Origin of the sequence: Actinoplanes sp. NPDC051851, from assembly GCF_040681165.1 — a bacterium.
GTDB lineage: Bacteria > Actinomycetota > Actinomycetes > Mycobacteriales > Micromonosporaceae > Actinoplanes.
The window spans coordinates 157,312-182,916 of the sequence record NZ_JBFAYF010000006.1 but is presented as its reverse complement, the minus strand read 5'-3'; the positions used below and the strand labels follow the sequence as shown (position 1 = coordinate 182,916).

Here is a 25,605-nt window from a genome sequence, read left to right as displayed (position 1 = left end):
CCATGCACGTACGCAACCTGCCGACCCCGGTCAAGCGGGTGGTGCACCTCGGGTCCCGCTCGTACGGCCGGCTCACCGCGGAGAGCCGGATGCTGCCGTCGTTCCTGATCTGCGGCGGCCAGCGGTGCGGCACCACCTCGCTGTACCGGGCGCTCGCCGCGCACCCGGTGGTACTCAAGGCGGTGCTGCACAAGGGCGTGCACTACTTCGACACGTCGTACCAGCGGGGGCTCGACTGGTATCGCGCGCACTTCCCGACGCTGCGCACCTCGGAGCGGATCACCGAGCGGTACGGCGTACCGGCGCAGACCTTCGAGTCCAGCCCGTACTACATGTACCACCCGCAGGCGGTCGCCCGAATCGCCCGTGACCTGCCCTTCGCCAAGCTCGTGGTGCTGGTCCGGGATCCGGTGGAGCGGGCGTACTCGCAGCACCACCACGAGGTCGCCCGCGGCTTCGAGATCGAGCGCGACTTCGGCTCGGCGATCGCGCTGGAGCCGGCCCGCGTGCACCAGCAGGAGACCCGGCTGGCCCGCGACCCGCAGCACTACAGCTTCGCCCACCAGCACCACGCGTACCGGGCGCGCGGCGAGTACGCCCGATACCTGAGCGTGATGGTCCAGCACGTGGGCCGGGAGCGGATCCACGTGGTGGAGAGCGAGCGCTTCTTCACCGAACCGGACCCGGTCTACGACGAGGTCTGCGCGTTCCTCGGCCTGCCCGCCGATCTGGAACGTCCCACGTTCGAGCAGCACAACGCGCGCCCCCGGCAGTCCGACATGGACCCCCGGGTACGCCGTGACCTGTGGAACTACTACCAGTCGCACGACGAGGCGCTCGCGGGCTGGTTAGGCCGTACGCCGATCTGGCGACGCCTATGACCACCGGCACCCTCCCGACGGCCCGCGAGGCCCGGGGTGTGGCGCGCGGCGGCCTGGCCAACATGGCCGGCGCCGCGCTGGCCGGTGCCACCGGGGTCGTGGTCACCTGGATCGTCGCCCGCAGCCTCGGTCACCAGCAGGCCGGCGCGTTCTTCACCGCCACCGCCGCGTTCGTGCTGGCCGGGGGCCTGGCCAAGCTCGGCACCAACACCGGTCTGGTCTACTGGCCGGCCCGGCTGCGCTCCACCGGCGAGAGCCGCCTGCTCGGCACGTGCCTGCGTGCCGGGCTGCTCCCGGTCGCGGTCTTCTCGCTGGTCCTGGCGGCGGCGATGGTCCTGCTCGCGCCGTGGATCGCCCGGTACACCGCGCACGGGTCCAGCGCGGTCCTCACCGAGCACACCACCGCCCTGCGCGTGCTCGCCGTCTTCCTGCCCCTCCAGGCGCTCACCGACGCCCTCCTGACGGTCACCCGCGGTTATCGGCGGATGCGGCCCACCGTCCTGCTCGATCGCCTGTTGCGCAGCTCGTTACAGCTCGTGGCGGTGGGTGCGGCCGGGATCGCGTCACTCTGGGCGGCGGCCTCCCTGCCGATCTTCGCGGCCGCGTGGGTCGCCCCCTACCTTCCGGTCGCGCTCCTCTCCGCGTACGCCGCAAGAAGTGCCTTTGAAAAGGGACGGCCCGCGGACGCCGTCTCGACCCGGTCGGAGCGACTCCGGATCCGGCGGGAATTCTGGCGCTTCACCGGACCGCGAGCGCTCGCCGCGGTGGCCCAGCTCGCCCTGCAACGTGTGGACGTGCTGCTCGTCGCGGCGCTCGGCGGGCTCGGCGCGGCCGCGGTCTACGCGGTGGCCGGCCGGTTCGTGGTGCTGATCCAGTTCGCCAACCAGGGCGTCTCGCAGTCCGTCCAGCCCCGCCTCGCCGAGGCGCTGAGCACCGGCGACCGGGACGCCGCGAACCGGCTCTACCAGGTCGCGACCGGCTGGCTGGTGCTGGTCACCTGGCCGATCTGCCTGCTGGTGATCTTCTTCGCGCCGTACTACCTGGGGTTCTTCGGGGACGGCTACCGGTCCGGCGCGCCGGTGGTCGTGGTGCTGGCCGGCGCGATGCTGGTCGCCACCGGTTGCGGCATGGTCGACATGGTGCTGGCGATGGCCGGCCGCACCTCGGCGAACCTCGCCAACGTCCTGGTCGCCCTCGCCGTCACGATCGGCCTGGACGTGCTGTTGATCCCCCGATGGGGCGCGCTCGGCGCCGCCGCCGGCCTGGCCTGCGCGGTGGTCGCCAACAACCTGCTGCCGCTGGCCCAGATCCACCATGCGGCCCGGCTGCACCCGTTCGGGCCGGGCACCCGGGCCGCGGTCCTGCTCACCACCGCCTGCTTCGGCGCCCTGCCCGCCGCGGTGACCGCGCTGGCCGGCTCCGGTCCCGCCGCACTGGCGTCCGCCGTCGCACTCGCCGTACCGGCCTTCCTGGCCGGCGCGTGGCTGCTCCGCGACCGGCTCGCCCTCGCCGCCTTCACCCGACGAAACCAGGAGGAGAGTTGACCAGCGATTACACCGAGGTGTTCCAGGACGCCGAGGCGGTCGAGAAGTACGAGACCGTGACGTACGCCCCGGACAGCTACGCGTCGCGGATCAACGACCGGCAGCGGGACTACCTGCGCAGACTGGTGCGCGACGAGTTCGAGGGACAGCATCCACCGGTCCAGCACGACTTCGCCTGCGGCACCGGGCGGGCGATCCGGACGTTGCACGGCCTGGTCCGCGAGGCGCACGGGTACGACACCTCGGCCGAGATGATGGCGAAGGCGGCCGAGGTGGGGTCGCGGGCGTACTGGCACCAGGTGCCGATGGACGGCCCGGTGCCCACGCCGGTGGCGGCCGGCTTCCCCGCGCTGGTGACCATCTTCCGGCTGCTGCTCAACGTCCCGGACCCGATCCGGGACCGGGCCATCGCATTCGCCGCGAAGGCGCTGCCACACCGGGGCTCCGGGCTGCTCGTGGTGGAGAACCATGGCAACGCCGGATCGCTGCGGCACCTGCGGGCCAAGCGGCACCAGAACGAGCGCTGGTTCTCCGAGCTCTCCCACGAGCAGGTGGAGGCGCTGCTGGACCGGCACGGCTTCGAGGTGGTCGAGCGCCAGGGGTTCTCCATGCTCACCCCGTCGCTGCACGGTCACAAGGTGGCCCGCTGGGCGGACTCGGCCGCGCGCCGGGTGCCGGGCTTCGACGGGTACGCGGTCAACGTCCTCTACACCGCGCGCCGGGTCCATGCGTAGGGCCGTACTGGCGGCGCTCGCCGCCGCGGTGATACTGCTCGCCACCGCCTGTGGTGACGACGAGCCGAAGCCCACCCCGCCGCCCGCGCCGGACCTGAGCGCGCGTCCCGCGGCGGTCGCCGTGCAGGACGGGCCGTTCGCCGCCGGGCCGTTCCGGCCGCCCGCCGCGGGTGCCTACGTCGGCGCCTGGATCAAGCCGGACGAGCTGACCCACGTCGGCCGGCTGGAGGCGGTCGACCAGCTGGAGACCTCGCTCGGACGGCGGCTGGACTTCCTGAACACGTACCGCCGCTTCGACCAGATGGTCGGCACCGAGTCCGACGTGGAGTTCCTCGCCGACGGCCAGAACCTCATGATCAGCTGGGCGACCGGCGACAACCGGTCCATCCTGGACGGCGAGCACGATCGCCTGATCCGGCAGCAGGCCCGCGCGATCCGCGCGGTGGGCCGGCCGGTCATGCTGCGGATGCGCTGGGAGATGGACCGGCCCAACCTGCGCGCCACCATGTGGTCGGCCGCCGACTACGTCGCCGCGTGGAAGTACGTCCGGGCGATCTTCAAGCAGGAGCGGGCCGACAACGTGTCCTGGGTCTGGTGCCCGACCGCCGAGGGCTTCGTCCGCGGCGAGGCGCCCGACTTCTACCCCGGCGACGACCAGGTGGACTGGACCTGTGTGGACGTCTACGCCGGCGCGGAGTTCCAGCCGATCGGCGACCTGATGGGCCCGTTCCTACAGTGGGCCGCGCAGCGACCGAAACCGATCGTGATCGGCGAGTTCGGCGTGGCGAAGGCGTGGGGCTCGGCGAACAGGGCGGCCTGGCTCGCCGACGCGGAACGTACCTTCAAGGCGAACCGGCAGATCAAGGCGGTCGCGTACTTCGAGTCCGATCCGGACGGCAACGGCCCGAACCAGCAGTTCCGCCTCAGCGGCGATCGAGCGGCGTTCGGCGCGTTCCACTCACTGGTCGAGGATCCGTACTTCAATCCGTGATCCGCTCCAGAAACTCCAGCCGGTTGCCGTGACCGTCCGCGCTGTGCAGCCGCCGGTAGCCCGGGAAGTGGGGATCCCACTCGACCGGGTGCCCGGCGGCCGCCAGCCGCACGGCCAGCGCCTCCAGATCCCGGACCAGCACGCCCGGGTGCGACCTGCGGGCCGGCGCGAACTCCGGCACCGGGCTGAGATGCACCTCCCAGCCGCCGGCCCGGAACCAGCATCCACCGCGCGCCGCCAGCACCGGCGGCTTCACCACCTCGGCCATGCCCAGCACGCCGCCGTAGAACTCCCTGGCCACCGCCTCACCCCCACCCGGGATCAGCAGCTGGACATGGTGCAGATCATCGATGCTGAACCCCATGACCCCACCCTGACCGTACGACCGTACGGTTTCCATCCCCGGAAAACTGTCGTACGTGTGTTCCATAGTTGGCTCAGTCCTCGTCCCGGCCGAGCCAAAGGGGTCAACGATGTCCTTCCGCGACGACTTCTTCCATGAACAGACCGCGTTCATCCAGCGGTTCGGCTGGGCGGTGGTGCACGTCCTCCCCGCCGACGACGACCCCGAGGAGGCGGTCGCCTTCGCCTACACGGTCGGCCTGACCGCCGCCGCCCACCCGGAGCTGCTGATCGCCGGCCTGCCGTCCGACCTGGGCCACCAGCTGATCAACGAGATCGCCGGCCGGATCATCGAGGAGGGCGTCCGCCTCCAGCACGGCCGCCACCTCCCCGACCTGATCGCCGAGCAGGACGTGATCGTCCTGCAGGGCACGCCGACCACCGACCTCTGGCCCGGCGCAGCGCTGGCCCGCTACGGCCGCTCCCGGGTCCGTCTCCAGCAGCTCGTCTGGCCCTCCCCGGCGAACCACTTCCCCTGGCACTCGTCGTACGAGTCCGCCGACTACCCCCAGCCCCTGATCGACGCCCCACCGGCCGGCCTACTCCGCTGTCACGCCCCACGCCGCCTCTCCGGCCGCAATCCCCGCCCCACCCGCTCCCGCTGACCCGCCCTCACCCGCACTCACTCGCCCTCACCCGCTCCCGCTGACTCGCCTCACTCGCCCTCCGCCCCTCGCTTTCCTTCTCCACGCCCACGCCCACGCCCGTGCCCGTGCCCGCGTCTGCGCCCAGGCCCACGCCCACTGCCTCGGCTCCCATTCGCGTCGATCCTCCGCTCACGCCTGCGGCTGGCCGAAGGTGATCACTCGGCCAGCCGCCGCCTTTGCCGCGCTCGGTCGCGGGCTGGGCTCTGCTCGCCAGGCAAACCCCCGCCGCTCACGCCCGGCCGGGTGGTAGCGGTACACGACATCCCGGCAGCCCGGACGAGCTGGCGCTGAAGGGTCCCTCGGAGCGGCTGAGACACCCATGAACGCCAGCCGGCGGTGGGGCATTCAGACACGGCGGTCGCGGCGGCGGGCGCGGGCCAGCAGGCGCAGGGCGTAGGGGGCGTCGTCGCGGAGGTAACGGCGGGCCAGCCGGCGGGGCTCGGTGCCGAGCCGGTGCGCCCACTCCAGGCCGGTGCGCTGCATCCAGCGCGGTGCTCGCTCGACGTCGCCGGCGACGAAGTCGACCGCGGCTCCACACCCGACGAACCAGGTGGCGGGCATGTCCGGGCGCAGACGCTCGATCACCCGCTCCTGCTTGGGGAAGCCCAGCCCCACGAAGACCAGGTCCGGCCGGGCGTCCGCCACCCGCGCGCAGAGCATCGCGTACCCCTCCTCGTCCCGCTCGAAGCCGAAGGCCGGGCTGATCGTCCCCGCGATCCGCAGCCCGGGGCTGGCCGCCACCAACCGCGCCGCGCAGCGTTCCGCCCCGTCCAGCGGCAGCCCCGGGCGCGCGGGCCGGATCAGCCGCCCCTCGGCGGCCCAGCCCTCCTCCCCGGCGACGCCCGCAACACGGCCGACATGTTCGACGCCCGCAAGCCGGCCGGCACGTTCGGCACCCGCAAGCCGGCCGGCACGTTCGGCACCCGCAAAGCGACTGACCCGCTTGGCGTCCGCGAGGCGGCCGACCTGCGCGGCGAGGCGGCTGACGTCCGCGGCGAACCGGTCCACCCCGTTCTCCAGGCGGGCCACGTCCTCGGCCAGCACGCTGCCGACCTTGCGGGTGGTGGGCCTGCCCCCGATCACGAAGATCGAGCGGCCGTCGCGCCCCAGCCCCTGGGAGAGCGACCAGATCAGGCTGCTGCCGGCGACGCGTTCCGGCAGCGGGGAGCCCCCCAGGCGGCTCGCCCAGATCAGCGGCATGCCGTCGGCCACGATCAGGTCGGCGTCGTCGAGGTGGCGGCGGGCCTCGGGGTCGGCGGCGGCACGGCGGAGGATGTCGACGTTCGGGGTGACGATGCGTCCGCCGCGACGGTGCGCGAGGGCGTCCCGGACCACGGCGACCACCTCGTCCTCGGTGATCCGGTCGATTCCGGTGCCGTCCAGGTGCACGCGCTCGAAAGCCTCGATACCCATCTAACGCCTCCTTTTGCCTGCTTCACTCGTTACCAGAGCGAAACGATCGAAGGCGAGCCAAAGTGGCACAGGTGCTATTTCTGGGCGGATTGGGGCGAAGCGGAACCACGCTCGTCGAACGCCTGCTCGGTGAGCTTCCCGGTGTGTGCGCTCTCGGCGAGGTCGTCCATCTCTGGCAGCGGGACCTGCGGGACGACGAGCGCTGCGGCTGCGGCTCGCGCTTCTCCGGGTGCGCGTTCTGGAAGCGGGTCGGGCAGCGTGCCTTCGGCGGCTGGGCCGGCGTCGACGTCGACCGGGTGCACGCACTGCGCGACGCGGTCGAGCGGACCCGGCACATCCCCCGGCTCGCCGCCGGCACCGCGCCCACCGAGGCCGTTCGCGAGTACGCCGCCTACTACACCCGTGTCTACACCGCCGCCGCCGAGGTCTCCGGTGCCCGGCTGGTCGTCGACTCGTCCAAGCACTCCGCCCTGGCCCACGTGCTGCGCTGGTCCGACCGGATCGACCTGCGGGTGGTGCACGTGGTCCGGGACGCGCGCGGGGTCGCGTACTCCTGGACCAAGAAGGTGAGCCGGCCGGAGACGGACGGCACCGACGAGATGACCCGGTACTCCCCCGGCCGCTCGGCACTGCTCTGGAACGCGCACAACGCCGCCTTCGGCCTGCTCGCCCGGCGGGGCGTCCCGGTGCGCCGGATCCGCTACGAGGAGTTCGTGGCCGACCCGCGCGCCGGCCTGCTGGACATCGCCGACTTCGCCGATCTCCCGCTGCACCCCTCGGACCTGGACTTCCTCCGCCCGGACCACGCCGATCTGACCGTCGGCCACAGCGCCGCCGGCAACCCGATGCGCTTCACCGTCGGCCGCCTGCCGCTGCGCCGCGACGACGCCTGGGTCCACGCGCTGCCCTCGGCCCAGCGCCGGCTGGTGGGCGCGGTCTGCGCACCGCTGCTCCACGCGTACGGATACCCCCGGAACCCCCAGGAGGCACGATGAACTGGCCGTCCGTTGGGGTGGTGATCCCCACCCGGCACCGTCCCGAGCTGGTCCGCCGGTCGATCGCCGCGGTCCGGGCCCAGAAGTACCCGGGTGATCTGCGGATCGTCGTCGTCTACGACCAGGCGGAGCCGGACTACCGGCTCGCGGGGACGGACCCGGGCGAGGGCGTACCCGTGACGGTGTTGACGAACTGGCGCGCGCCCGGCCTGGCCGGCGCCCGGAACACCGGCATCCTGGCCCTCGACGGCGAGTTGGTGGCGTTCTGCGACGACGACGACCGCTGGCAGCCGGACAAGCTGCGGCGGCAGGTGGCCGCGCTGCTCGCCGAGCCGGACGCGGAGTTCGCCACGTGTGCGATCGAGGTGGAGTACGAGGGCCACACCACCGCACGCCTCGCCGGACGGAGCCGGGTGACCGTGGACGACCTGGCCCGCTCCCGGATGGCGATGCTGCACTCCTCGTCGTTCCTGATCCGCCGGGAGGCGCTCGCCGAGGACGCCGTCGGCCTGGTCGCCGAGGACGCACCGGGTAGCCAGAACGAGGATTGGGACCTTCTCCTCAGGGCGGCCCGCCGATCGCCGATCGTGCATCTGGACGAGCCTCTGGTCCAGGTCCTCTGGGGGCGGACCTCACATTATGCGTACGAGTACGCCACCAAGATCTCCTCGCTGCGCTGGATGATGCGCCGGCACCCGGAGATCAGCGGTTGCGCACCCGGCGCGGCCCGGGTCTACGGCCAGCTCGCCTGCTGGTCGGCGGCCTCGGGCAACCGCGGTCAGGCCTGGAAGTTCAGCAAGGAGGCGGTCCGGGCGAACTGGCGGGAGCCGCGGGCCGCGATCGCCATCGCCGCGCTGACCGGTGCGGTGAAGGTGGAGAATGTGCTGTCCGCCCTGCATAAACGGGGTAGGGGTATCTGAAGTCACTCTTTCGCGCACACCCGATCACAGGGTATTGTTCGAGTGTGTTCGAAATAGTGCGGTATTCGGGATGCTAGCTCAGCAGCGCCAGGCCGCGATCCTCGACCGGGTACGCGCCACCGGTGGCGTCCGGGTGAGCGAGCTCGCCGCGGAGTACGGCGTCTCCGACATGACCATCCGCCGCGACCTGGAGGCCCTCGCCGACCGCGGCCTGCTGGCGAAGGTACACGGCGGAGCGACGACCGTCAGTCCCGGTTCGGCACACGAGCCCGGCTTCGCCGCCAAGTCGGTCCGGCAGCGCGACGAGAAGGCCGCGATCGCGATGCGCGCCGCGAGCCTGGTCTCCCCCGGCGACGCCATCGCACTCTCCGCCGGCACCACCACCGCCGTCCTGGCCCAGCTGCTGGTCGACGTCCCCTCGCTGACCGTGGTGACCAACTCGATCCCGGTCGCCGACGTCTTCTACCGGGCCGGGCGCCCCGACCAGACGGTGATCCTCACCGGCGGCACGCGTACGCCCTCGGACGCGCTGGTCGGCCCGGTCGCGGTGGCCGCCATCGGCACCCTGCACCTGGACGTGCTCTTCCTCGGCGTGCACGGGATGAGCGAACGCGCCGGCTACACCACCCCCAACCTGATGGAGGCGGACGCCGACCGCGCCCTGGTCGAGGCGGCCGAGCGCCTGGTCGTGCTCGCCGACTCGACCAAGTGGGGCACCGTCGGCATCTCCTCGATCGTGCCCCTGGAGCGGGCGCATGTCCTGATCACCGACGACGGTCTGGACACGAACGCACGCACCCTCCTGTCCGAAACCGTTCCCGAACTTCTGGTGGTGAGCCCCCAATGACGACCCCGTACCGTTCGACCGTCACCCTCTCCGACGGCCGCGAGCTGATCTACTTCGACGAGGAGCCGGAGAGCGGCCGCGCCGCGTACCCGGACACCCGGCAGCTCCCGCCGCCGCCGCCCGCCTCCCAGCTGCGCTACGACCCGCTGGTCGACGAGTGGATCGCGGTCGCCGCGCACCGGCAGACCCGGACCTTCCTGCCGCCGTTGGACGCCTGCCCGCTCTGCCCGACCAACGAGCGGTTCGCCAGCGAGATCCCGGCGCCGAGCTACGACGTCGCGGTCTTCGAGAACCAGTTCCCGTCGTTCAGCTACCGCGAGGTGCCGGGCGGCGAGATCACCGAACTGACCGAGCTCGTTCCGGTACGCCCGGGCCACGGCCGCTGTGAGGTCGTCTGCTTCACCAGCGACCACAACAGTGCCTTCGGCAAGCTCTCGCCGTCCCGGGTGCGTACGGTCGTCGACGCCCTCGCCGACCGCACCGCCGAGATGTCCGCGCTCCCCGGCGTGGCGCAGGTCTTCCCGTTCGAGAACCGCGGCGTCGAGATCGGCGTGACCCTGCACCACCCGCACGGCCAGATCTACGCGTACCCGACGGTGCCGCCGCGCACCGAGGCCATGCTGCGGGCCGCCCGCAAGCACGCCGAGAAGACCGGCGGCCGCAACCTGTACGCCGACGTCCTCGCCGCCGAGCAGGCCGCGAAGGTCCGGGTGATCGCCGCCAACGAGCACTGGACCGCGTACGTGCCGGCCGCCGCGCGCTGGCCGTTCGAGGTGCACCTGGCCCCGCACCGCCGGGTCGCCGACCTGCCCGGGCTGACCGACGCGGAGCGGGACGCGTTCGGCCCGCTCTACCTGGACATGCTGCGCCGCTTCGACGGGCTCTTCGACAAGCCGATGCCGTACATCTCGGCCTGGCACCAGGCGGTCGTCGGCGAGGGCCGCGAACTGGGCTACCTGCACCTGCAGCTGTTCAGCATCCGCCGCGCCGCCGACAAGCTCAAGTTCCTGGCTGGTTCGGAGTCCGCGATGGGCGCCTTCGTGAGTGACGTCGTACCGGAGAAGGCCGCGCAGCTCCTCCGCGACGTGTAACCACCCAACGGTCCGCATTGGTCCTGATAGCATCCCCCGTCGCTATCGGGATCAATGTGGCCTTGGAGCAGGATGTGAACGAGCACAGGCCGGAACCGGACGACCCCACGCACATCGGCGAGTACGAGGTGCTGGGCCGGCTCGGCGCCGGCGGGATGGGCGTCGTCTATCTGGCCCGGTCACGCTCCGGCCGGCGAGTAGCGGTCAAGGTGGTACACGAGGCGCTGGCCCGTGACGCCGCGTTCCGGGGCCGGTTCCGCGACGAGGTGGCCCGGGCCCGTCAGGTGCCACCCTTCTGTACGGCCGAGGTCCTCGACGCCGATCCGGAGGCGCCGCAGCCGTACCTGGTGGTCGAGTACGTCGAGGGCCCGACGCTCGCCGACGAGGTCGCCGCGAAGGGCCCGCTCACCCCGTCGAACCTGCACGGGCTGGCGATCGGGGTGGCGACCGCGCTGACCGCCATCCACGAGGCCGGGGTGATCCACCGCGACCTCAAGCCGAGCAACGTGCTGCTCGCGCCGGGCAGCCCCAAGGTGATCGACTTCGGCATCGCCCGGGCCATGGAGGCGCAGGCGACCGACGGGCACACCCGGACCGGCCAGCTCTTCGGCACGATCAGCTACATGGCGCCGGAGCGCTTCGACGGACCGGCCCGCGCGATCACCCCGGCCGCGGACATCTTCGCGTGGGGTTGCGTGGTCGCGTACGCCGGAACCGGGCAGGCACCGTTCGAGGCCGGCTCGGCGATGGCGACCTTCGGCCGGATCATGTCGCAGCCGCCGATGCTGGACGGCATGGCGGAGGGGCCGCTGCGCACCCTGGTCGAGCGGGCCCTCTCGGTCGACCCGGAGCAGCGCCCGACCGCTCGTGACCTGCTCGCCGGCCTGCTGGGTTCGGGCCCGGTGACGGTCGCCGCTCCGGCCGTCACCGCGGCGAAACCGCGCCCCAGGCTCCTGGTGCCCGCGCTGCTTCTCCTGGTGATCGCGCTGGTCGGCGGTGCCGGGTTCGCCCTCCACTCGAACACCGACCCACCCGCGCCGATCTTCACCGAGCCCGCCGCCGCACCGGCCGCCTTCTCGGCCTCGCCCAGCCCGGCGTCCACAACGGCCTCGGCGTCGGCGTCACCGTCGCTGTCGCCGTCCGCCTCGCCCAGCCCGTCGCGGTCCAAGAAGCCCAAGGCGACGAAGACCGCCGCGCCGAAGCGGACGAACCAGCCCCCGGTCGAGTCGGCCGACGGCAGCGGGGCGTCCGCGTACGGTCCCTACTTCATCCACAACCTGGCGACCGGCGAGTGCGTCGATCTGCCGGGCAGCGGCCCCGGTGTCGCCGACCAGGCGGTCTACCAGCACTCCTGCGTCAAGACCGGCGAGGACAACCAGGAGTGGGAGTTCGTGCCGCACGGCATCGACGCGGACGGCGACCAGCTCTACTGGATCCGGAACGTGGACGACGGCCTCTGCCTCGACGTGCCCGGCGCGGACCCGGTCCCCTCGGGTACGGAGGTCACCGAGACGAACTGCTTCGAGGTGGACAACCAGGACTACCGCCTGCAGCCGCAGCTCACCTCGGGCGGGTGGGAGTACTACCGGCTGGTCAACACGTCCTCGAACCTCTGCCTGGACGTTCTCGGCGTACGCGACACCGCCGAGGACGTCCGGCTCTCCCTCTCGCAGTGCGTGACCGGCGACGACCACGAGTGGGCGCTGGTCGAGAAGAGCGAGTGGTGAAGACAGCTCAGCGGGGGCCCGGGACAAGGCCCCCGCTGAAGGGGACGGGTAAGCGCATCCGCTCACTCCACTAAGAGAACGGATCCCCTTACCCTGAGGTTACGTCCCTAAACATCCGAATTGCGCAGCAAAAAACGAGGCCCACCGGTGCCAGCCGGCGGGCCTCGTCCTCGATGAGAAAACTCAGGCGGCGAGCTTACGAGCCAGGTTCTCGTCCAGCGCGTTCATGAACTCGTCGGTGGAGAGCCACGGCGCGTCCCGGCTGATCAGCAGCGCGAGGTCCTTGGTCATCTGGCCGCCCTCGACGGTCTCGACGCAGACCTTCTCCAGCGTCTCGGCGAACTGGGTGACCTCCGGCGTCCCATCCAGCTTGCCGCGGTGCTTCAGGCCGCCCGTCCACGCGAAGATCGACGCGATCGGGTTGGTCGAGGTCTTCTCGCCCTTCTGCCACTGCCGGTAGTGCCGGGTGACCGTGCCGTGCGCGGCCTCGGCCTCGACGGTCTGGCCGTCCGGGGTCATCAGCACCGAGGTCATCAGGCCGAGCGAGCCGAAGCCCTGGGCCACGGTGTCGGACTGCACGTCACCGTCGTAGTTCTTGCAGGCCCAGACGTAGCCACCCTCCCACTTGAGCGCGGCGGCGACCATGTCGTCGATCAGCCGGTGCTCGTAGGTCAGGCCGGCGGCCTTGAACTGGTCGGCGAACTCGGTCTCGAAGATCTCCGCGAACAGGTCCTTGAAGCGTCCGTCGTACGCCTTCAGGATGGTGTTCTTGGTGGAGAGGTAGACCGGGTAGTTGCGGGCCAGGCCGTACCGGAACGAGGCGCGCGCGAAGTCGCGGATCGACTCGTCGTAGTTGTACATCGCCATGCCCACGCCGCCGGCCGGGAAGTCCGAGACCACGAACTCCATCGGCTCGGAGCCGTCGGCCGGGGTGAAGGTGACGGTCATCTTGCCGGCGCTCGGCGCGACGAAGTCGGTCGCCTTGTACTGGTCACCGTGCGCGTGACGACCGATGATGATCGGCTTCGTCCAGCTCGGCACCAGCCGCGGTACGTTGCTCATGATGATCGGCTCACGGAAGACCACCCCGCCGAGGATGTTGCGGATGGTGCCGTTCGGCGACCGCCACATCTTCTTGAGCCCGAACTCCTCGACCCGCGCCTCGTCCGGCGTGATCGTGGCGCACTTGACGCCGACGCCGTGCCGCTTGATGGCGTTGGCGGAGTCGATCGTCACCTGGTCGTCGGTCTCGTCCCGATATTGAATCGAGAGATCGTAGTACTCGAGGTTGACGTCGAGGTACGGCAGGACCAGCTGCTCGCGGATCTGCTTCCAGATGATCCGGGTCATCTCGTCGCCGTCGATCTCCACGACCGGGTTCTTGACCTTGATTTTCGCCATCGGCCGGCGCTCCTCTCCGAAACACACGCTTAGCAGTACGAGCGTACTGCCCGCCCGCGGGAGATCGCCGGGCGGCCCTCCACCCCACCTTTCCAGGAGAGGACGCCCCACGAGCTTCGCTTCGGGTACACCGCCCTGATAACCACCGTTGACCGGCCGGGCGTGACATCGGAATATGTCGATTTCCAGGATCTCGAACCAGCCGATCAGCCGCAGGCTCCTGGTCTCCGGAGCCGCGGGTCCGGTCTTCGACGTCCACGACGACCAGGACAGCCGCCCCCTCCGGAAGTGACCCGGAGTCGCGGCCCGGGCGCTCAGAACGGGACGGCGCTCCGCGCTCGTACCGCAAAAACGGAGGCGGCCCCGGCAGAGAGCCGGGGCCGCCTCACGAAGCGTGCGATCAGTGGAAGAAGTGCCTGGTACCCGTCAGGTAGACCGTGATGCCGGCCTTCTCCGCCGCCTCGATCACCAGGTTGTCGCGGACCGAGCCGCCCGGCTGGACGACCGCCGTGACGCCCGCCTCGATCAGGACCTCCAGGCCGTCCGGGAACGGGAAGAACGCGTCCGACGCCGCCACGCTGCCCGCCGCCCGGTCGGCGCCCGCGCGGGACACCGCCAGCTTGGACGAGTCGACCCGGTTGACCTGGCCCATGCCGACGCCGACCGTGGCGCCGTCCTTGGCCAGCAGGATCGCGTTGCTCTTCACGCTGCGGATCGCCCGCCACGCGAAGACCAGATCGGTCAGCTGGGCCGGGGACGCGGGCGTTCCGGTGGCCAGGGTCCAGTTCGCCGGGTCGTCGCCGGGTGCGTCGATCCGGTCGGACATCTGGACCAGCATGCCGCCGCCGACCTGCTTGACCTCGGCGGGCGGCGGGTTCCAGGCCGGGGCGACCAGGATGCGGATGTTCTTCTTCGCCTGGAGGATCTCGACGGCCTCGGGCGCGTACGACGGCGCCACGATCACCTCGGTGAAGATCTCGGCGACCTGCCGGGCCAACTCGACGGTGACCTCGCGGTTGACCGCGATCACGCCGCCGAACGCGGAGACCGGGTCGCACTCGTGGGCCTTGCGGTGGGCCTCGGCCACGTCGGCGCCGATCGCGACGCCGCACGGGTTGGCGTGCTTGATGATCGCCACGGCGGGGTCGGTGAAGTCGTTCGCGCTGCGCCAGGCGGCGTCCGCGTCGACGTAGTTGTTGTAGGACATCTCCTTGCCGTGCAGCTGCTCGGCCTGGGCGAGCCCGGCGGGCGCGTTCGGGTCGACGTAGAGCGCGGCCTGCTGGTGCGGGTTCTCGCCGTACCGGAGGGTGTTCTCGCGGAGCAGGGCGATGCCGGCGAAGGCGGGCCACTCCTCGGGAGCCAGCGTGGACGCGGTCCAGTTAGCCACCGCGATGTCGTACTCGGCGATGTTGATGAACGCCCGGGAGGCGAGCACCTTGCGCTGGGTCAGGGTGAAGCCACCGGCCGCCAGCGCCTCGATGATCAGCGGGTAGCCGTCCGTGGAGACCACCACGGCCACCGACGCGTGGTTCTTGGCGGCGGCACGCACCATCGCCGGGCCACCGATGTCGATCTTGGCGATGCACTCCTCCTCGCCCGCGCCCGAGGCCACCGTCTCGCTGAACGGGTAGAGGCTGCTCACCAGCAGGTCGAAGGGCTCGATCCGGTGCTCCCGCAGCTCCTGCGCGTGGCTCTCCAGCCGCAGGTCGGCGAGGAGACCGGCGTGCACCTTCGGGTGCAGCGTCTTGACCCGGTCGCTGAGGATCTCCGGGAAGCCGGTCAGCTCCTCGACCCGGGTCACCGGGATGCCGGCCTTCTCCACGGTCGCCGCGGTCGAGCCGGTGGAGACGACCTCCACCCCGGCGGCGTGCAGCGCGGTCGCGAGCTCGACGATGCCCGCCTTGTCCCACACGCTCAGCAGCGCCCGCTTGATCGGACGACGACCCTCATCGGTGGTCACGGAATACGTACCTTCCTGTTCTCGATGGTCCAGCCGTCCCGGACCAGGCGGCCGACGAACTCGACCAGCTGGGCCCGCTCGGCCACCTTGATCCGCTCGGTCAGCGTGTCCTCGGTGTCGTTGTCGAAGACCGGGACGCTGACCTGGGCGATGATCGGCCCGGTGTCGACGCCGGCGTCGACGAAGAAGAGCGTCGCACCGGCGATCTTGACGCCGTAGGCGAGCGCGTCACGCGGGCCGTGGATCCCGGGGAACGACGGCAGCAGCGCGTTGTGGGTGTTGATGTAGCGGTCGCCGAACGCGTCCAGGAACTGCTTGCCGACCAGCTTCAGGAAGCCGGCCGAGATGACCAGGTCGGGACGGTGTTCGGCGACGTGGCCGGTGAGCGCGGCGTCCCAGTCGTCACGGGTCGGGTAGGCCTTCACGGAGTCGACGAAGGTCGGCACGCCGGCCGCGGCCGCGTGATCCAGGCCGGCGATGCCGTCCCGGTCCGCGCCGACGGCGACCACCTGGGCGCCGTACGCCGGGTCTCTGGCCGCTTCGAGAAGAGCCTGCAGGTTGCTGCCCGATCCGGAGATGAGGACGACCAGGCGGGCGGGCGCGGGGTCAGTCACCTTCGCACCCTATCGTCCCGGGTTTTTCCCCCGGCGCCGTGGTGCTGCGAAGATCCGGGCGGTCGCCGCGCCGATCAGCACGGCGATCACGGTGACCAGAGCGCCGATCAGGCCGACCGGAAGCGGGTCCGGGCCGATCTCGGAGAGCCGTCCGCTGCCCACCCCGCCGCCGGCGATCCACGAGAAGAGCGCCAGGGCCGCCCCCGCGACCGGTCCGGCGAGCACGCTCGTGCCCAGCAGCAGCGGCCAGCCCGGCTCCGGGACGTCCGCACCGGGACGCGAGCCGGGGCGCCAGGCGTGCGCACGGCCGTACCGCAGCCGCTGGGTGAGGCCCCAGCCGGCCACCGCGCCGGCGATCACCGGAAGCATCAGCAGCAGCGTCCCGGCCGCGCCCATCGGACCGGCCGGCAGGCCCGCGAGCAGCGGCAGCGTCGGCAGGTTGCCCACGTTCACCTCGGTCAGCCGGATCGTCGAACCGACACCGAGCGCGAACCCCGGCCCGAGCAGGTAGGCCGCCGCCCAGACCGCGGCGTTCACCGCGTAGGCGATGCTGACCAGGGTCAACCCGGCCTGACCGGCGACACCGGTGTGGTACGCGGAGATGATGTCGGCCGCCTGCCCCCCGCCGAGCGCGACCGACAGCCCTCCGGCCGCCGCACCGGCGCCGAGTATCAGGAACGCCGCGACCAGCCCGGTCCGCACCCCGTGGCGCAGCGGCTCGGGCACCTTCCGGGCCAGCGTGGAGACCGCGTCGGTGCCGCGCAGCGATCCGAGCAGGGCCCCGGCGACGCCGAGCGCCAGGAAGTGCCACGCGGCCTGGGTGAGGGAGACCTCGGTGCCGCGGCCGTCGATCAGGCGGGCGGTCAGAGCACCCACTATCGCGTACGCCGTACCGACCGCGATCGCGACCACCAGGGCGGCACCGACCGACCCGGTGCGACGGGCCCCTATCGCCCGGGTGACGTGCAGACCGGCCCGGTTGAGCCGCCAGATCACCAGCACCGAGAGCAGCAGCGGCGCGAGGGCGAGCGGCCCGATCGAGGTGCCGATCGGCACGCCGTGGCCGAGCAGCCAACCCGCGGCACCGGCGCGCGCGGCACCGGAGAGGCCCCCGGCGCCCTCCAGCGTCCGGGCCAGACCGATCACGGCGGCGACCGGCAGATAGGTCAGCAGGGCCGCCCAGAGCGTGGCGAAGACCACCGCCACCGGCAGCGGCGCCCCGCTCCTGGTGGCGGGCGGACGGCGCTGGGCCGGGACGCGTACGGTCTCGCGGCGGCCGAGCACCTCGTCGTCGATCACGACGGTGTCCCGGTGACCGGTCTCCCGCCGCTCGTTGACGTCCTGGGTCTCGTCGAGCCGCGGCGCCTCGGGAACGCCCGGGCGGATCTCCGGGGGTGCGGTGTCGCGCACGACAGACTGCACCGCCTCGGCGACCGCGAACGGGTCCTCCGAGCCGTCGGGACGGTCGGTTGTGCTCGGCATCGCGACTACCTTGTCACGCCGTGGCGCTCACGGCGACGCAGAAACAGCGGCGCGCCGCCGATCGGATCGTGAGACCCGGCCGACGGCGCGCCGCGCGTACCCCTGTCAGCTCATGACCTCGCGCATGAGCCGTGCGGTCTCGCTCGGCGTCTTGCCGACCTTGACGCCGGCCGCCTCGAGCGCGGTCTTCTTCGCGTCGGCGGTGCCCGCCGAGCCGGAGATGATCGCGCCGGCGTGACCCATGGTCTTGCCGGGCGGGGCGGTGAAGCCCGCGATGTAGCCGACCACCGGCTTGGTGACGTTGTTCTTGATGAACTCCGCCGCCCGCTCCTCCGCGTCGCCGCCGATCTCGCCGATCATCACGATCGCGTCGGTGTCCGGGTCCTCCTGGAAGGCCCGCAGCGCGTCGATGTGGGTAGTGCCGATGATCGGGTCGCCGCCGATGCCCACCGCGGTGGAGAAGCCGAAGTCGCGCAGCTCGTACATGAGCTGGTAGGTCAGCGTGCCACTCTTGCTGACCAGGCCGATCCGGCCCTGCGGGGTGATGTCGGCCGGGATGATGCCGGCGTTCGACGCGCCCGGCGAGGCGATACCCGGGCAGTTCGGGCCGATGATCCGGGTCTTCTCACCCTTGGCCACGTTGTACGACCAGAAGGACGCCGAGTCCTGCACCGGTACGCCCTCGGTGATCACGATGGCCAGCCCGATCTCGGCGTCGATCGCCTCGACCACGGCGGCCTTGGTGAACGCCGGCGGGACGAAGATGACCGACACGTCCGCGCCGGTCTCCTTGATCGCCTCGGCCACGGTCGCGAAGACCGGAAGCTCGACGCCGTCGAAGTCGACCTTCGTGCCGGCCTTGCGCGGGTTCACGCCGCCGACCACGTTGGTGCCCGCGGCGAGCATCCGCTTGGTGTGCTTGGAGCCCTCGCCACCGGTGATGCCCTGGACGATGACCTTGGAGTCCTTGGTGAGCCAGATAGCCATTAGTTCACTTCCCCGCAGCCGCGAGCTCGGCGGCGCGAGCGGCCGCTCCGTCCATCGTGTCGACCCGCTCGACCAGCGGGTTGTTGGCGCCGTCGAGGATGGCGCGGCCGGCCTCGGCGTTGTTGCCGTCGAGGCGGACCACGAGCGGCTTGGTCACCGTCTCGCCGCGGTCGGCGAGCAGCTGGAGGGCCTGGATGATGCCGTTGGCCACCGCGTCGCAGGCGGTGATGCCGCCGAAGACGTTCACGAAGACCGACTTGACGGCCGGGTCGCCGAGGACGATCTCCAGGCCGTTCGCCATCACCTGGGCGCTCGCGCCACCGCCGATGTCGAGGAAGTTGGCCGGCTTCACGCCGCCGTGGTTCTCACCGGCGTACGCGACGACGTCCAGGGTCGACATGACCAGGCCCGCGCCGTTGCCGATGATGCCGACCTCGCCGTCGAGCTTGACGTAGTTGAGGTTCTTGGCCTTGGCCGCCTGCTCGATCGGGTCGACCGCGGACTTGTCCTCGAGCGCCTCGTGGTCGGGGTGCCGGAAGCCGGCGTTCTCGTCCAGCGTGACCTTGGCGTCCAGCGCCAGCACCCGGCCGTCGCCCACCTTGGCCAGCGGGTTGACCTCGACCAGCAGGGCGTCCTCGGCGACGAACGCCTGCCACAGCTTCACCGCGATGTCGACGACCTGGTCGGCGACGTCGGCCGGGAACTTGGCCAGGGTGACGATCTCGCGCGCCTTCGCCTCGTCCACGCCCTTGCTGGCGTCGATGGCGACCTTGGCGACCCGGTCCGGGTCCTCCTCGGCGACGGTCTCGATCTCCATGCCGCCGGCGACGCTGGCGATGCAGAGGAAGGTCCGGTTGGCCCGGTCCAGCAGGTACGAGAAGTAGTACTCGTCCTTGATGTCGGCCGTCTCGGCCAGCATCACCTTGTGGACCGTGTGGCCCTTGATGTCCATGCCCAGGATGTCGGTCGCGCGGGCCTCGGCCTCGTCCGCACCGTCGGCCAGCTTGACGCCACCGGCCTTACCGCGGCCACCGACCTTGACCTGCGCCTTGACAACGACCTTGCCACCGAGGCGCTCGGCGATCGCCCGGGCCTCCTGCGGGGTCTCGGCGACGCCGCCGCCCAGCACGGGCAGCCCGTGCCGTTCGAACAGGTCGCGCCCCTGATACTCGAACAGGTCCACGTGTCTCCTTTCGCTCGCGACGCCAAGCGCCGGCAAGCCGCACCATTGCGTCCCGACCTGTTGTGTGCGCGGCGCGTCGCAGCGGCGCCGCCAGCGTGAGGATCGTCCGGCCACTCCGCACTGCCGAATGGCCTTCATCCGCAGACTAGCGACCGAAACGGGCTCTGTGCCCGCGCGGGTACGCGGTGTGCAAGACCACACACCGGAGGGACGAAAACGCAGGTCCGGGACGCGCGGGACGTGTGTGGACAGTGAGCGCGCTGTGACGTTTCGTCCATCGGCCGGGGTGCCGTACGAGATCTAGACGGCCTGATGCGCGAGTGTGCGGAAAAAGTCACGCACGCACACGTAACCCGCCGATGGAGGGGTCGTTGATTGTGATGTCGGAGCGCTACGGCGCCCGGTGAGAACGGCCGATGCCCTGTCGGTCGAGGGGTGGCGGCGGGGCATCGCGCATAGAGGGGCCGGACGTGTGAGGGGTGCGTCCGGCCTCTCCCTTTTTCGCCATTTCCCCTGGTCTCAGGCGACCTGGGTGGTCACATTGGCGCGAACCCATTCGACGATCGACGCGGTAGTGGCACCCGGGGTGAATAGCTTGGATACACCGAGTGATTCCAATTCGGTGATGTCGTCCTCCGGAATGATGCCGCCGCCGAAAACCACGATGTCGGCGGCGTCGCGCTCGCGGAGCAGCTCCAGGACACGGCGGAACAGCGTCATGTGCGCGCCGGAGAGGATGGAGAGGCCGATCGCGTCGGCGTCCTCCTGGATCGCGGTCTCCACGACCTGCTCGGGCGTCTGGTGCAGCCCGGTGTAGACGACCTCCATGCCGGCGTCGCGCAGCGCCCGCGCGACCACCTTCGCGCCGCGATCATGCCCGTCCAGCCCGGGCTTCGCGACGACGACCCTGATCCGTGCCTGCATGACTGACCCCTCCGGACTGAGGACCTCGGCGTCCACCTGAACGAACGGTAACCTGCCGCACCGGGCCGGAGGTAGCACCTCGAGCAGCGACGCAGCCATGAAATGGTTACCCCGGTCACATTACTTTCCGTTTTATGGGCGATCACGGAGGGTCGCCATATCGGGAGACGAGAAAGGTAACTAATTCGGACAATCGATGATCAATGCTCACCATAAACTGTCACGTAATTAGCGCTGCGACTTGTGAGGAGCCTGCCCTTTCGTTACCGTGGCCACGGCTGCCGCACCGGTTCACCCCGAAGCGCCAGCCCGGTCGACCACCGTTAACCAGTTCCGGCCAGGGTGGTTGCCGCCGCAATGCCATCGACGGAGGGTCCTTCGTGCGCCAGCGCTTGTCGTCTGAGCCCGATCGCTATCGCGGCCGGCGCCGCGTCCCGACCCCTCCGCGCAGCCGCTACGCGGTCGTCGTCACCTCGGCGTTCATCGGAGCGGGCGTCGTCGCCATCGGCGCGGCCTCCAATCTCCCGGACAACAAGGCGATAAACCCCGAGGTCCTGCAGGGTCTCGACAAGACGTCCCAGGTCGCCACCGACGCGCTGAACAGCCGCTCAGACGACGCGACCCGCGCCTCCCGCAGCGAGAACCGCGACGCCGCCGCGAAGACCAGCACCGACGAGGACGTCGAAGCCTCCGAGATCTACCTGCTCCCGCTGGACGACTACCAGTTCACCGCGCCGTACGGTGTCCGTTTCGGGAAACTGCACGCCGGCATCGACCTGGCCGCCCCGGACGGCACGCCCTACAAGGCGGTGCACGCCGGCACGGTGACCGCCGCGGGCTACCAGGGTGGTTACGGCTACGCCATCACCGTCAAGCAGGACGACGGCACCGAGATCATCTACGCCCACTCCCGGCGCCTGCTGGTCGAGAAGGGCGACACGGTCAAGGCCGGTCAGGTCATCGGCGAGGTCGGCAACACCGGATACTCGTACGGCACGCACCTGCACCTCGAGGTGCACGTGAACGGCACCCCGACCGACCCGATCACGTTCCTCCGGGACCGCGGCGTCGACATCAAACTCGGGATGGAGTCGGTCTACGCCGGTCTGGCTGCTGCCGAGGCAGCCACTTCCTGACTCTTACCATCCTGGCCTCCGCGCCTGATGATCTTCTTGATTTCCTCTGTGCATCTCCTTTGACTTCGGTCGCTGCCGTCCCGCGCAGGGCCTCACGTCCCGCGCAGGCTCTCCCGCCCCCGCAGGCGCCCCCGTCCCGCAGGCGTCGCCCCGGACGGTTGCAGATCGGTTGAACCCGCTTTTCCGCGCTCAGTGTCCCGCTCGACCGGGCCGACTGGATTCGTGACGGCATGTCGTCCGGCAGGCGGAGGGGGCGGAGTGTGGGACAGGATCCTCGTACCGGGAAGGGCCGGCGCCGCCGGGACCACCACGGCAGCCACCGCGCACCGGCGTTCCCCGCTCTCTTCGCCAGCCGCGGCCGGGCCGCCCTCTCGATCACCGCACTGACCGCCACTCTCGCCACCGGTGTCGGCGCCGTCGGAGCCACCGCCACCGCCGCGCCGTCCGGCTCCACCGCCGGCCACACCGCCGCGCACGCACCGGCCTCGCTGCCGATCGTCCCGCCGGCCGGCGACGACGCCCCCGGCAAGGTCCATCCCCGGCTGATCATCACGGGCGACGACTACATCCTCGACGAGCCGGTCCGGGCCGCCGGCCAGACCACGGCCGCCCTGACCGATCCTGATCTCCCCAGCGGCACTGCCGTGACCGAAGCCACCCGGATCGACACCACGCTGACCGAAGCCGCCCGAAGCGGCACCGCGCTGACCGGTACCGCGCTGACCGGTACCGCGCTGACCGGTACCGCGCTGACCGGTGCCGCGGCCGGTGGTGCCGCGGCCGTCGACCCGGTGCTGCGCCGGAAACGACCGGTTCCCGCGCCCGCCGCCGCCCCGGTCACGCGCAAGGCCCGCCCGGTGGTCGCGGCCCGGTGGGTGAACCCGCTCCCGCAGGCCCGGGTCACCTCCTGCTTCGGTCAGCGCTGGGGCCGGCTGCACGCCGGTGTCGACCTGGCCACCGCCTGGGGCACCCCGATCGTCGCGGCCGGTGCCGGCGTGGTGATTGCGGCCGGCGCGGCCCAGGGCTACGGCAACGCCGTCCTGATCGACCACGGCGACGGGTACCTCACCCACTACGGCCACATGTCCGTGATCCGGGTGACCGTCGGCCAGCACGTGCAGGCCGGCCAGCAGATCGGCGACGAGGGCTCCACCGGCCACTCCACCGGCCCGCACCTGCACTTCGAGGTCCACGAGGGCTACTACAAGAACCCGGTCGAGCCCACCGCCTGGATGCACGCCCACGGCGTCGACATCCCGGGCTGCTCGGCCTACTAGACCCTCATCCGACCAGTCCCTCGACTAGATCTTCTCGATCGGGGCGTGGCGGAGGACCAGCCAGATGGTCTGGTCGCCGAAGTCGATCTTCGCGCGGGAACCGGCGCCCTGGCCCTCGACGCCGACCACCCGGCCGAGGCCGTAGCGCTGGTGGTTGACGCGGTCGCCGACCTCGACCTTCGGGCCCATCTTGAGCTCGCTCGCCGTGGTCAGCTTGCTCCCGTCGATGCCCAGCCGCTCGGCCAGGCGCTGGGCCTTGGGCGTACCGCCGGAGAAGCCTCCGCCGCGCTGCCGGTCGCCGCCACCGCGGCCGCCCACCCCGCCGCCCGTGCCCGACCAGGAGGTGTACGAGCTCCCGGTCCGCTCCCAGCGCACCAGCTCCGCCGGAAGCTCGTCGGTGAAGCGGGAGGGCGGGTTGTACTGCGGCTGTCCCCAGTTGGACCGGGTCACCGCCCGGGAGAGGTAGAGCCGCTGCCGGGCACGGGTGATGCCCACGTACGCCAGCCGCCGCTCCTCCTCCAGCTCGGAGTTGTCGCCGAGCGCCCGCATGTGCGGGAAGACGCCGTCCTCCAGGCCGGTCAGGAAGACCACCGGGAACTCCAGGCCCTTCGCCGTGTGCAGCGTCATCAGCGTGACCACGCCCTGGTGGTCCGGATCGTCGCTGGGGATCTGGTCCGCGTCGGCGACGAGGGCCACCTGCTCCAGGAACCCGGCGAGGCCGGCGACCGGGACGTCCTCCTCCTCGGGCTCCTCCGACGGGGGTGCGAGGGACTCGACGCGCTCGGTGTACTCCCGGGCGACCGAGACCAGCTCCTGGAGGTTCTCCACCCGGCCCTGGTCCTGCGGGTCGAGGCTCTCCTCCAGTTCGCCGAGCAGGCCGGAGCGCTGCAACACCGCTTCCAGGACCTCCTCCGGCGGGGCCGTACGGGCGAGCTCGCGCAGGTCGTCGAGGAGCTGGACGAAGTCGCCGATGCTGTTCACGGCCCGGGTGGAGATGCCCGGCGCGCCCTTCGCGTGCCGCAGCGCCTGACCGAACGAGATCCGGTCCCGGTTGGACAGCGCCTCGATGCACGCCTCGGCCCGGTCGCCGATCCCGCGCTTCGGGGTGTTCAGCACCCGGCGGACGCTGACCGTGTCGTCCTCGTTCACGATCGCGCGGAGATAGGCCAGCGCGTCCCGCACCTCCTTGCGCTCGTAGAAGCGCACCCCACCGACCACCTTGTACGGCAGCCCGACGCGGATGAACACCTCCTCGAACACCCGGGACTGGTTGTTGGTGCGGTAGAAGACGGCCACGTCGCCGGGGCGCACGTCGTGGTTGTCGGTGAGCCGGTCGATCTCCCGGGCCACCCAGTCCGCCTCGGCGTGCTCGGTGTCCGCGACGTACCCGACGATCTGTTCGCCGGCGCCCTGGTCGCTCCAGAGCCGCTTCGGCTTGCGGGAGGTGTTCCGGTCGATCACCGCGTTCGCCGCGGAGAGGATGGTCTGGGTGGAGCGGTAGTTCTGCTCCAGCAGGATGGTCCGCGCGTCCGGGTAGTCGCGCTCGAACTCCAGGATGTTGCGGATCGTCGCGCCACGGAACGCGTAGATCGACTGGTCCGCGTCGCCGACCACGCAGAGCTCGCTCGGCGCGACCTCACCGCCGGGCACGCCGACCAGCTCGCGGATCAGCGTGTACTGCGCGTGGTTGGTGTCCTGGTACTCGTCCACCATCACGTGCCGGAACCGGCGGCGGTACGTCTCGGCGATCATCGGGTGCGACTGGAAGAGGTGCACCACGGACATGATGATGTCGTCGAAGTCCAGCGCGTGCGCCTCGCGGAGCCGCCGCTGATAGAGCTCGTACGCCTCGGCGAGGGCCCGCTCGTTCGGCCCGTTCGCCCGGGCTTTGAAGTCCTCCGGGTCGACCAGCTCGTTCTTCAGATTCGACACCTGGGCCGCCAGGGACCGTGCGGTGTACCGCTTCGGGTCCAGGTCGAGCTCGCGGCCGACCATCGTCATCAGGCGGCGCGAGTCGTCGGCGTCGTAGATCGAGAAGGTGCTCTTCAGCCCGGCGTGCTCGTGCTCGGCGCGCAGGATCCGGACGCAGGCCGAGTGGAAGGTCGACACCCACATCAGCCGGGCGCGCGGGCCGACCAGCTGGGCCACCCGCTCCTTCATCTCGCCGGCGGCCTTGTTGGTGAAGGTGATAGCGATGATCTCGCCGGGGTGCACGTCCCGCTCGGCCAGCAGGTAGGCGATCCGGTGGGTCAGCACCCGGGTCTTGCCCGACCCGGCGCCGGCCACGATCAGCAGCGGTGAACCGGAATGGGTGACCGCGTCCCGTTGCGGGCCGTTCAGCCCGGTCAGCAGGGACTCGGGGTCGAGCCGGCGGCGCGGCTCCGGAGCCCGGGCCACGGGCAGCGTGAACAGGGCACTCTCGGCAGGTTCTGAGGAAGGTCGCATCGCG

22 protein-coding genes are annotated in these 25,605 nt (G+C 71.1%); 12 read left to right on the top strand and 10 right to left on the bottom strand.

The window, feature by feature from the left end; all coding sequences use genetic code 11:
- Positions 1–2 precede the first annotated feature (2 nt).
- Genes AB0M08_RS08945 through AB0M08_RS08930 form a run of 4 tightly spaced genes read left to right on the top strand, consistent with a single transcriptional unit; the run spans position 3 to position 4,150 of the window.
- Complete coding sequence (locus AB0M08_RS08945; RefSeq protein ID WP_364490687.1) at positions 3–881, top strand: sulfotransferase domain-containing protein; 879 nt, start codon at positions 3–5, stop codon at positions 879–881.
- A complete protein-coding gene (locus AB0M08_RS08940; protein ID WP_364490685.1) occupies positions 878–2,425 on the top strand; it encodes an MATE family efflux transporter in 1,548 nt (515 codons plus the stop codon). Before AB0M08_RS08945 ends, AB0M08_RS08940 begins: the two co-directional genes overlap by 4 nt.
- The gene (locus AB0M08_RS08935) at positions 2,422–3,159 is read left to right on the top strand and encodes a methyltransferase domain-containing protein (RefSeq protein WP_364490683.1); all 738 of its coding nucleotides are present in this window, start codon (positions 2,422–2,424) and stop codon (positions 3,157–3,159) included. The genes AB0M08_RS08940 and AB0M08_RS08935 overlap by 4 nt, the downstream gene beginning before the upstream one ends.
- Positions 3,152–4,150 carry a glycosyl hydrolase gene (locus AB0M08_RS08930; protein ID WP_364490681.1) on the top strand — a complete coding sequence of 333 codons (999 nt, stop codon included), beginning with the start codon at positions 3,152–3,154 and terminating at the stop codon, positions 4,148–4,150. Before AB0M08_RS08935 ends, AB0M08_RS08930 begins: the two co-directional genes overlap by 8 nt.
- On the opposite strand, the gene AB0M08_RS08925 is transcribed toward AB0M08_RS08930, so the two are convergent.
- Positions 4,140–4,514 carry a glyoxalase gene (locus AB0M08_RS08925; protein WP_364490679.1) on the bottom strand — a complete coding sequence of 125 codons (375 nt, stop codon included), beginning with the start codon at positions 4,512–4,514 and terminating at the stop codon, positions 4,140–4,142. The genes AB0M08_RS08930 and AB0M08_RS08925 overlap by 11 nt on opposite strands.
- Before the next feature lie 109 nt (positions 4,515–4,623).
- On the opposite strand from AB0M08_RS08925, the gene AB0M08_RS08920 reads away from it, so the two are divergent.
- Complete coding sequence (locus AB0M08_RS08920) at positions 4,624–5,157, top strand: DUF4262 domain-containing protein (RefSeq protein WP_364490677.1); 534 nt, start codon at positions 4,624–4,626, stop codon at positions 5,155–5,157.
- Between the two features lie 387 nt (positions 5,158–5,544).
- Here the strand turns inward: AB0M08_RS08920 and AB0M08_RS08915 are convergent, their stop codons facing one another.
- Positions 5,545–6,612: a WecB/TagA/CpsF family glycosyltransferase gene (locus tag AB0M08_RS08915; RefSeq protein WP_364490675.1), complete on the bottom strand. Its 1,068-nt coding sequence runs from the start codon at positions 6,610–6,612 to the stop codon at positions 5,545–5,547.
- A 62-nt stretch (positions 6,613–6,674) separates the two neighbouring features.
- Here AB0M08_RS08915 and AB0M08_RS08910 point away from each other — a divergent pair, with 62 nt between their 5' ends.
- From AB0M08_RS08910 to AB0M08_RS08890, 5 genes are all read left to right on the top strand, one after another.
- Positions 6,675–7,607: a sulfotransferase gene (locus AB0M08_RS08910; protein WP_364490673.1), complete on the top strand. Its 933-nt coding sequence runs from the start codon at positions 6,675–6,677 to the stop codon at positions 7,605–7,607.
- Positions 7,604–8,527, top strand: a complete 924-nt coding sequence (locus tag AB0M08_RS08905; protein ID WP_364490671.1) for a glycosyltransferase family A protein — start codon at positions 7,604–7,606, stop codon at positions 8,525–8,527. Before AB0M08_RS08910 ends, AB0M08_RS08905 begins: the two co-directional genes overlap by 4 nt.
- Positions 8,528–8,597: 70 nt before the next feature.
- Complete coding sequence (locus AB0M08_RS08900) at positions 8,598–9,374, top strand: DeoR/GlpR family DNA-binding transcription regulator (protein WP_364490669.1); 777 nt, start codon at positions 8,598–8,600, stop codon at positions 9,372–9,374.
- Complete coding sequence (galT, locus tag AB0M08_RS08895; protein WP_364490667.1) at positions 9,371–10,465, top strand: galactose-1-phosphate uridylyltransferase; 1,095 nt, start codon at positions 9,371–9,373, stop codon at positions 10,463–10,465. The genes AB0M08_RS08900 and galT overlap by 4 nt, the downstream gene beginning before the upstream one ends.
- Positions 10,466–10,539: 74 nt before the next feature.
- Entirely contained in the window at positions 10,540–12,192 is a 1,653-nt protein-coding gene (locus AB0M08_RS08890) for a serine/threonine protein kinase (RefSeq protein WP_364490665.1), read from the top strand.
- Positions 12,193–12,375: 183 nt separating this feature from the next.
- Here AB0M08_RS08890 and AB0M08_RS08885 read toward each other — a convergent pair whose 3' ends face one another.
- From AB0M08_RS08885 to AB0M08_RS08855, 7 genes are all read right to left on the bottom strand, one after another.
- The gene (locus AB0M08_RS08885) at positions 12,376–13,593 is read right to left on the bottom strand and encodes an NADP-dependent isocitrate dehydrogenase (RefSeq protein WP_364490663.1); all 1,218 of its coding nucleotides are present in this window, start codon (positions 13,591–13,593) and stop codon (positions 12,376–12,378) included.
- 400 nt (positions 13,594–13,993) lie between these two features.
- A complete protein-coding gene (purH, locus tag AB0M08_RS08880) occupies positions 13,994–15,553 on the bottom strand; it encodes a bifunctional phosphoribosylaminoimidazolecarboxamide formyltransferase/IMP cyclohydrolase (protein WP_364490662.1) in 1,560 nt (519 codons plus the stop codon).
- The gene (gene purN / locus AB0M08_RS08875) at positions 15,550–16,167 is read right to left on the bottom strand and encodes a phosphoribosylglycinamide formyltransferase (protein ID WP_364490660.1); all 618 of its coding nucleotides are present in this window, start codon (positions 16,165–16,167) and stop codon (positions 15,550–15,552) included. The genes purH and purN overlap by 4 nt, the downstream gene beginning before the upstream one ends.
- Before the next feature lie 9 nt (positions 16,168–16,176).
- On the bottom strand, positions 16,177–17,649 hold the full coding sequence (locus AB0M08_RS08870) for a DUF6350 family protein (RefSeq protein WP_364490658.1): 1,473 nt from the start codon (positions 17,647–17,649) through the stop codon (positions 16,177–16,179).
- A gap of 105 nt (positions 17,650–17,754) precedes the next feature.
- The gene (sucD, locus tag AB0M08_RS08865) at positions 17,755–18,636 is read right to left on the bottom strand and encodes a succinate--CoA ligase subunit alpha (protein ID WP_364490656.1); all 882 of its coding nucleotides are present in this window, start codon (positions 18,634–18,636) and stop codon (positions 17,755–17,757) included.
- A gap of 4 nt (positions 18,637–18,640) precedes the next feature.
- Positions 18,641–19,819: an ADP-forming succinate--CoA ligase subunit beta gene (sucC, locus tag AB0M08_RS08860; protein ID WP_364490654.1), complete on the bottom strand. Its 1,179-nt coding sequence runs from the start codon at positions 19,817–19,819 to the stop codon at positions 18,641–18,643.
- A gap of 519 nt (positions 19,820–20,338) precedes the next feature.
- Positions 20,339–20,743 (bottom strand): cobalamin B12-binding domain-containing protein, encoded by a 405-nt coding sequence (locus AB0M08_RS08855; protein ID WP_364490825.1) that lies wholly within the window; start codon positions 20,741–20,743, stop codon positions 20,339–20,341.
- 380 nt (positions 20,744–21,123) lie between these two features.
- Between AB0M08_RS08855 and AB0M08_RS08850 the strand changes: the two genes are divergently transcribed.
- Both AB0M08_RS08850 and AB0M08_RS08845 read left to right on the top strand, forming a co-directional pair.
- Positions 21,124–21,879, top strand: a complete 756-nt coding sequence (locus AB0M08_RS08850; protein ID WP_364490652.1) for a M23 family metallopeptidase — start codon at positions 21,124–21,126, stop codon at positions 21,877–21,879.
- Positions 21,880–22,139: 260 nt separating this feature from the next.
- Positions 22,140–23,156 carry a M23 family metallopeptidase gene (locus AB0M08_RS08845; RefSeq protein WP_364490650.1) on the top strand — a complete coding sequence of 339 codons (1,017 nt, stop codon included), beginning with the start codon at positions 22,140–22,142 and terminating at the stop codon, positions 23,154–23,156.
- A 24-nt stretch (positions 23,157–23,180) separates the two neighbouring features.
- Here the strand turns inward: AB0M08_RS08845 and pcrA are convergent, their stop codons facing one another.
- On the bottom strand, positions 23,181–25,601 hold the full coding sequence (gene pcrA, locus AB0M08_RS08840; RefSeq protein WP_364490648.1) for a DNA helicase PcrA: 2,421 nt from the start codon (positions 25,599–25,601) through the stop codon (positions 23,181–23,183).
- Positions 25,602–25,605 lie beyond the last annotated feature (4 nt).

Coding starts and splice junctions, on each gene's coding strand:
- AB0M08_RS08855 (WP_364490825.1), bottom strand. CDS start 20,743: ATGCAGGCACGGATCAGGGTCGTCGTCGCGAAGCCCGGGCTGGACGGG.
- AB0M08_RS08885 (WP_364490663.1), bottom strand. CDS start 13,593: ATGGCGAAAATCAAGGTCAAGAACCCGGTCGTGGAGATCGACGGCGAC.
- AB0M08_RS08920 (WP_364490677.1), top strand. CDS start 4,624: ATGTCCTTCCGCGACGACTTCTTCCATGAACAGACCGCGTTCATCCAG.
- AB0M08_RS08900 (WP_364490669.1), top strand. CDS start 8,598: ATGCTAGCTCAGCAGCGCCAGGCCGCGATCCTCGACCGGGTACGCGCC.
- AB0M08_RS08915 (WP_364490675.1), bottom strand. CDS start 6,612: ATGGGTATCGAGGCTTTCGAGCGCGTGCACCTGGACGGCACCGGAATC.
- AB0M08_RS08905 (WP_364490671.1), top strand. CDS start 7,604: ATGAACTGGCCGTCCGTTGGGGTGGTGATCCCCACCCGGCACCGTCCC.
- AB0M08_RS08940 (WP_364490685.1), top strand. CDS start 878: ATGACCACCGGCACCCTCCCGACGGCCCGCGAGGCCCGGGGTGTGGCG.
- sucD (WP_364490656.1), bottom strand. CDS start 18,636: ATGGCTATCTGGCTCACCAAGGACTCCAAGGTCATCGTCCAGGGCATC.
- AB0M08_RS08870 (WP_364490658.1), bottom strand. CDS start 17,649: ATGCCGAGCACAACCGACCGTCCCGACGGCTCGGAGGACCCGTTCGCG.
- galT (WP_364490667.1), top strand. CDS start 9,371: ATGACGACCCCGTACCGTTCGACCGTCACCCTCTCCGACGGCCGCGAG.
- AB0M08_RS08925 (WP_364490679.1), bottom strand. CDS start 4,514: ATGGGGTTCAGCATCGATGATCTGCACCATGTCCAGCTGCTGATCCCG.
- AB0M08_RS08930 (WP_364490681.1), top strand. CDS start 3,152: ATGCGTAGGGCCGTACTGGCGGCGCTCGCCGCCGCGGTGATACTGCTC.
- AB0M08_RS08945 (WP_364490687.1), top strand. CDS start 3: ATGCACGTACGCAACCTGCCGACCCCGGTCAAGCGGGTGGTGCACCTC.
- pcrA (WP_364490648.1), bottom strand. CDS start 25,601: ATGCGACCTTCCTCAGAACCTGCCGAGAGTGCCCTGTTCACGCTGCCC.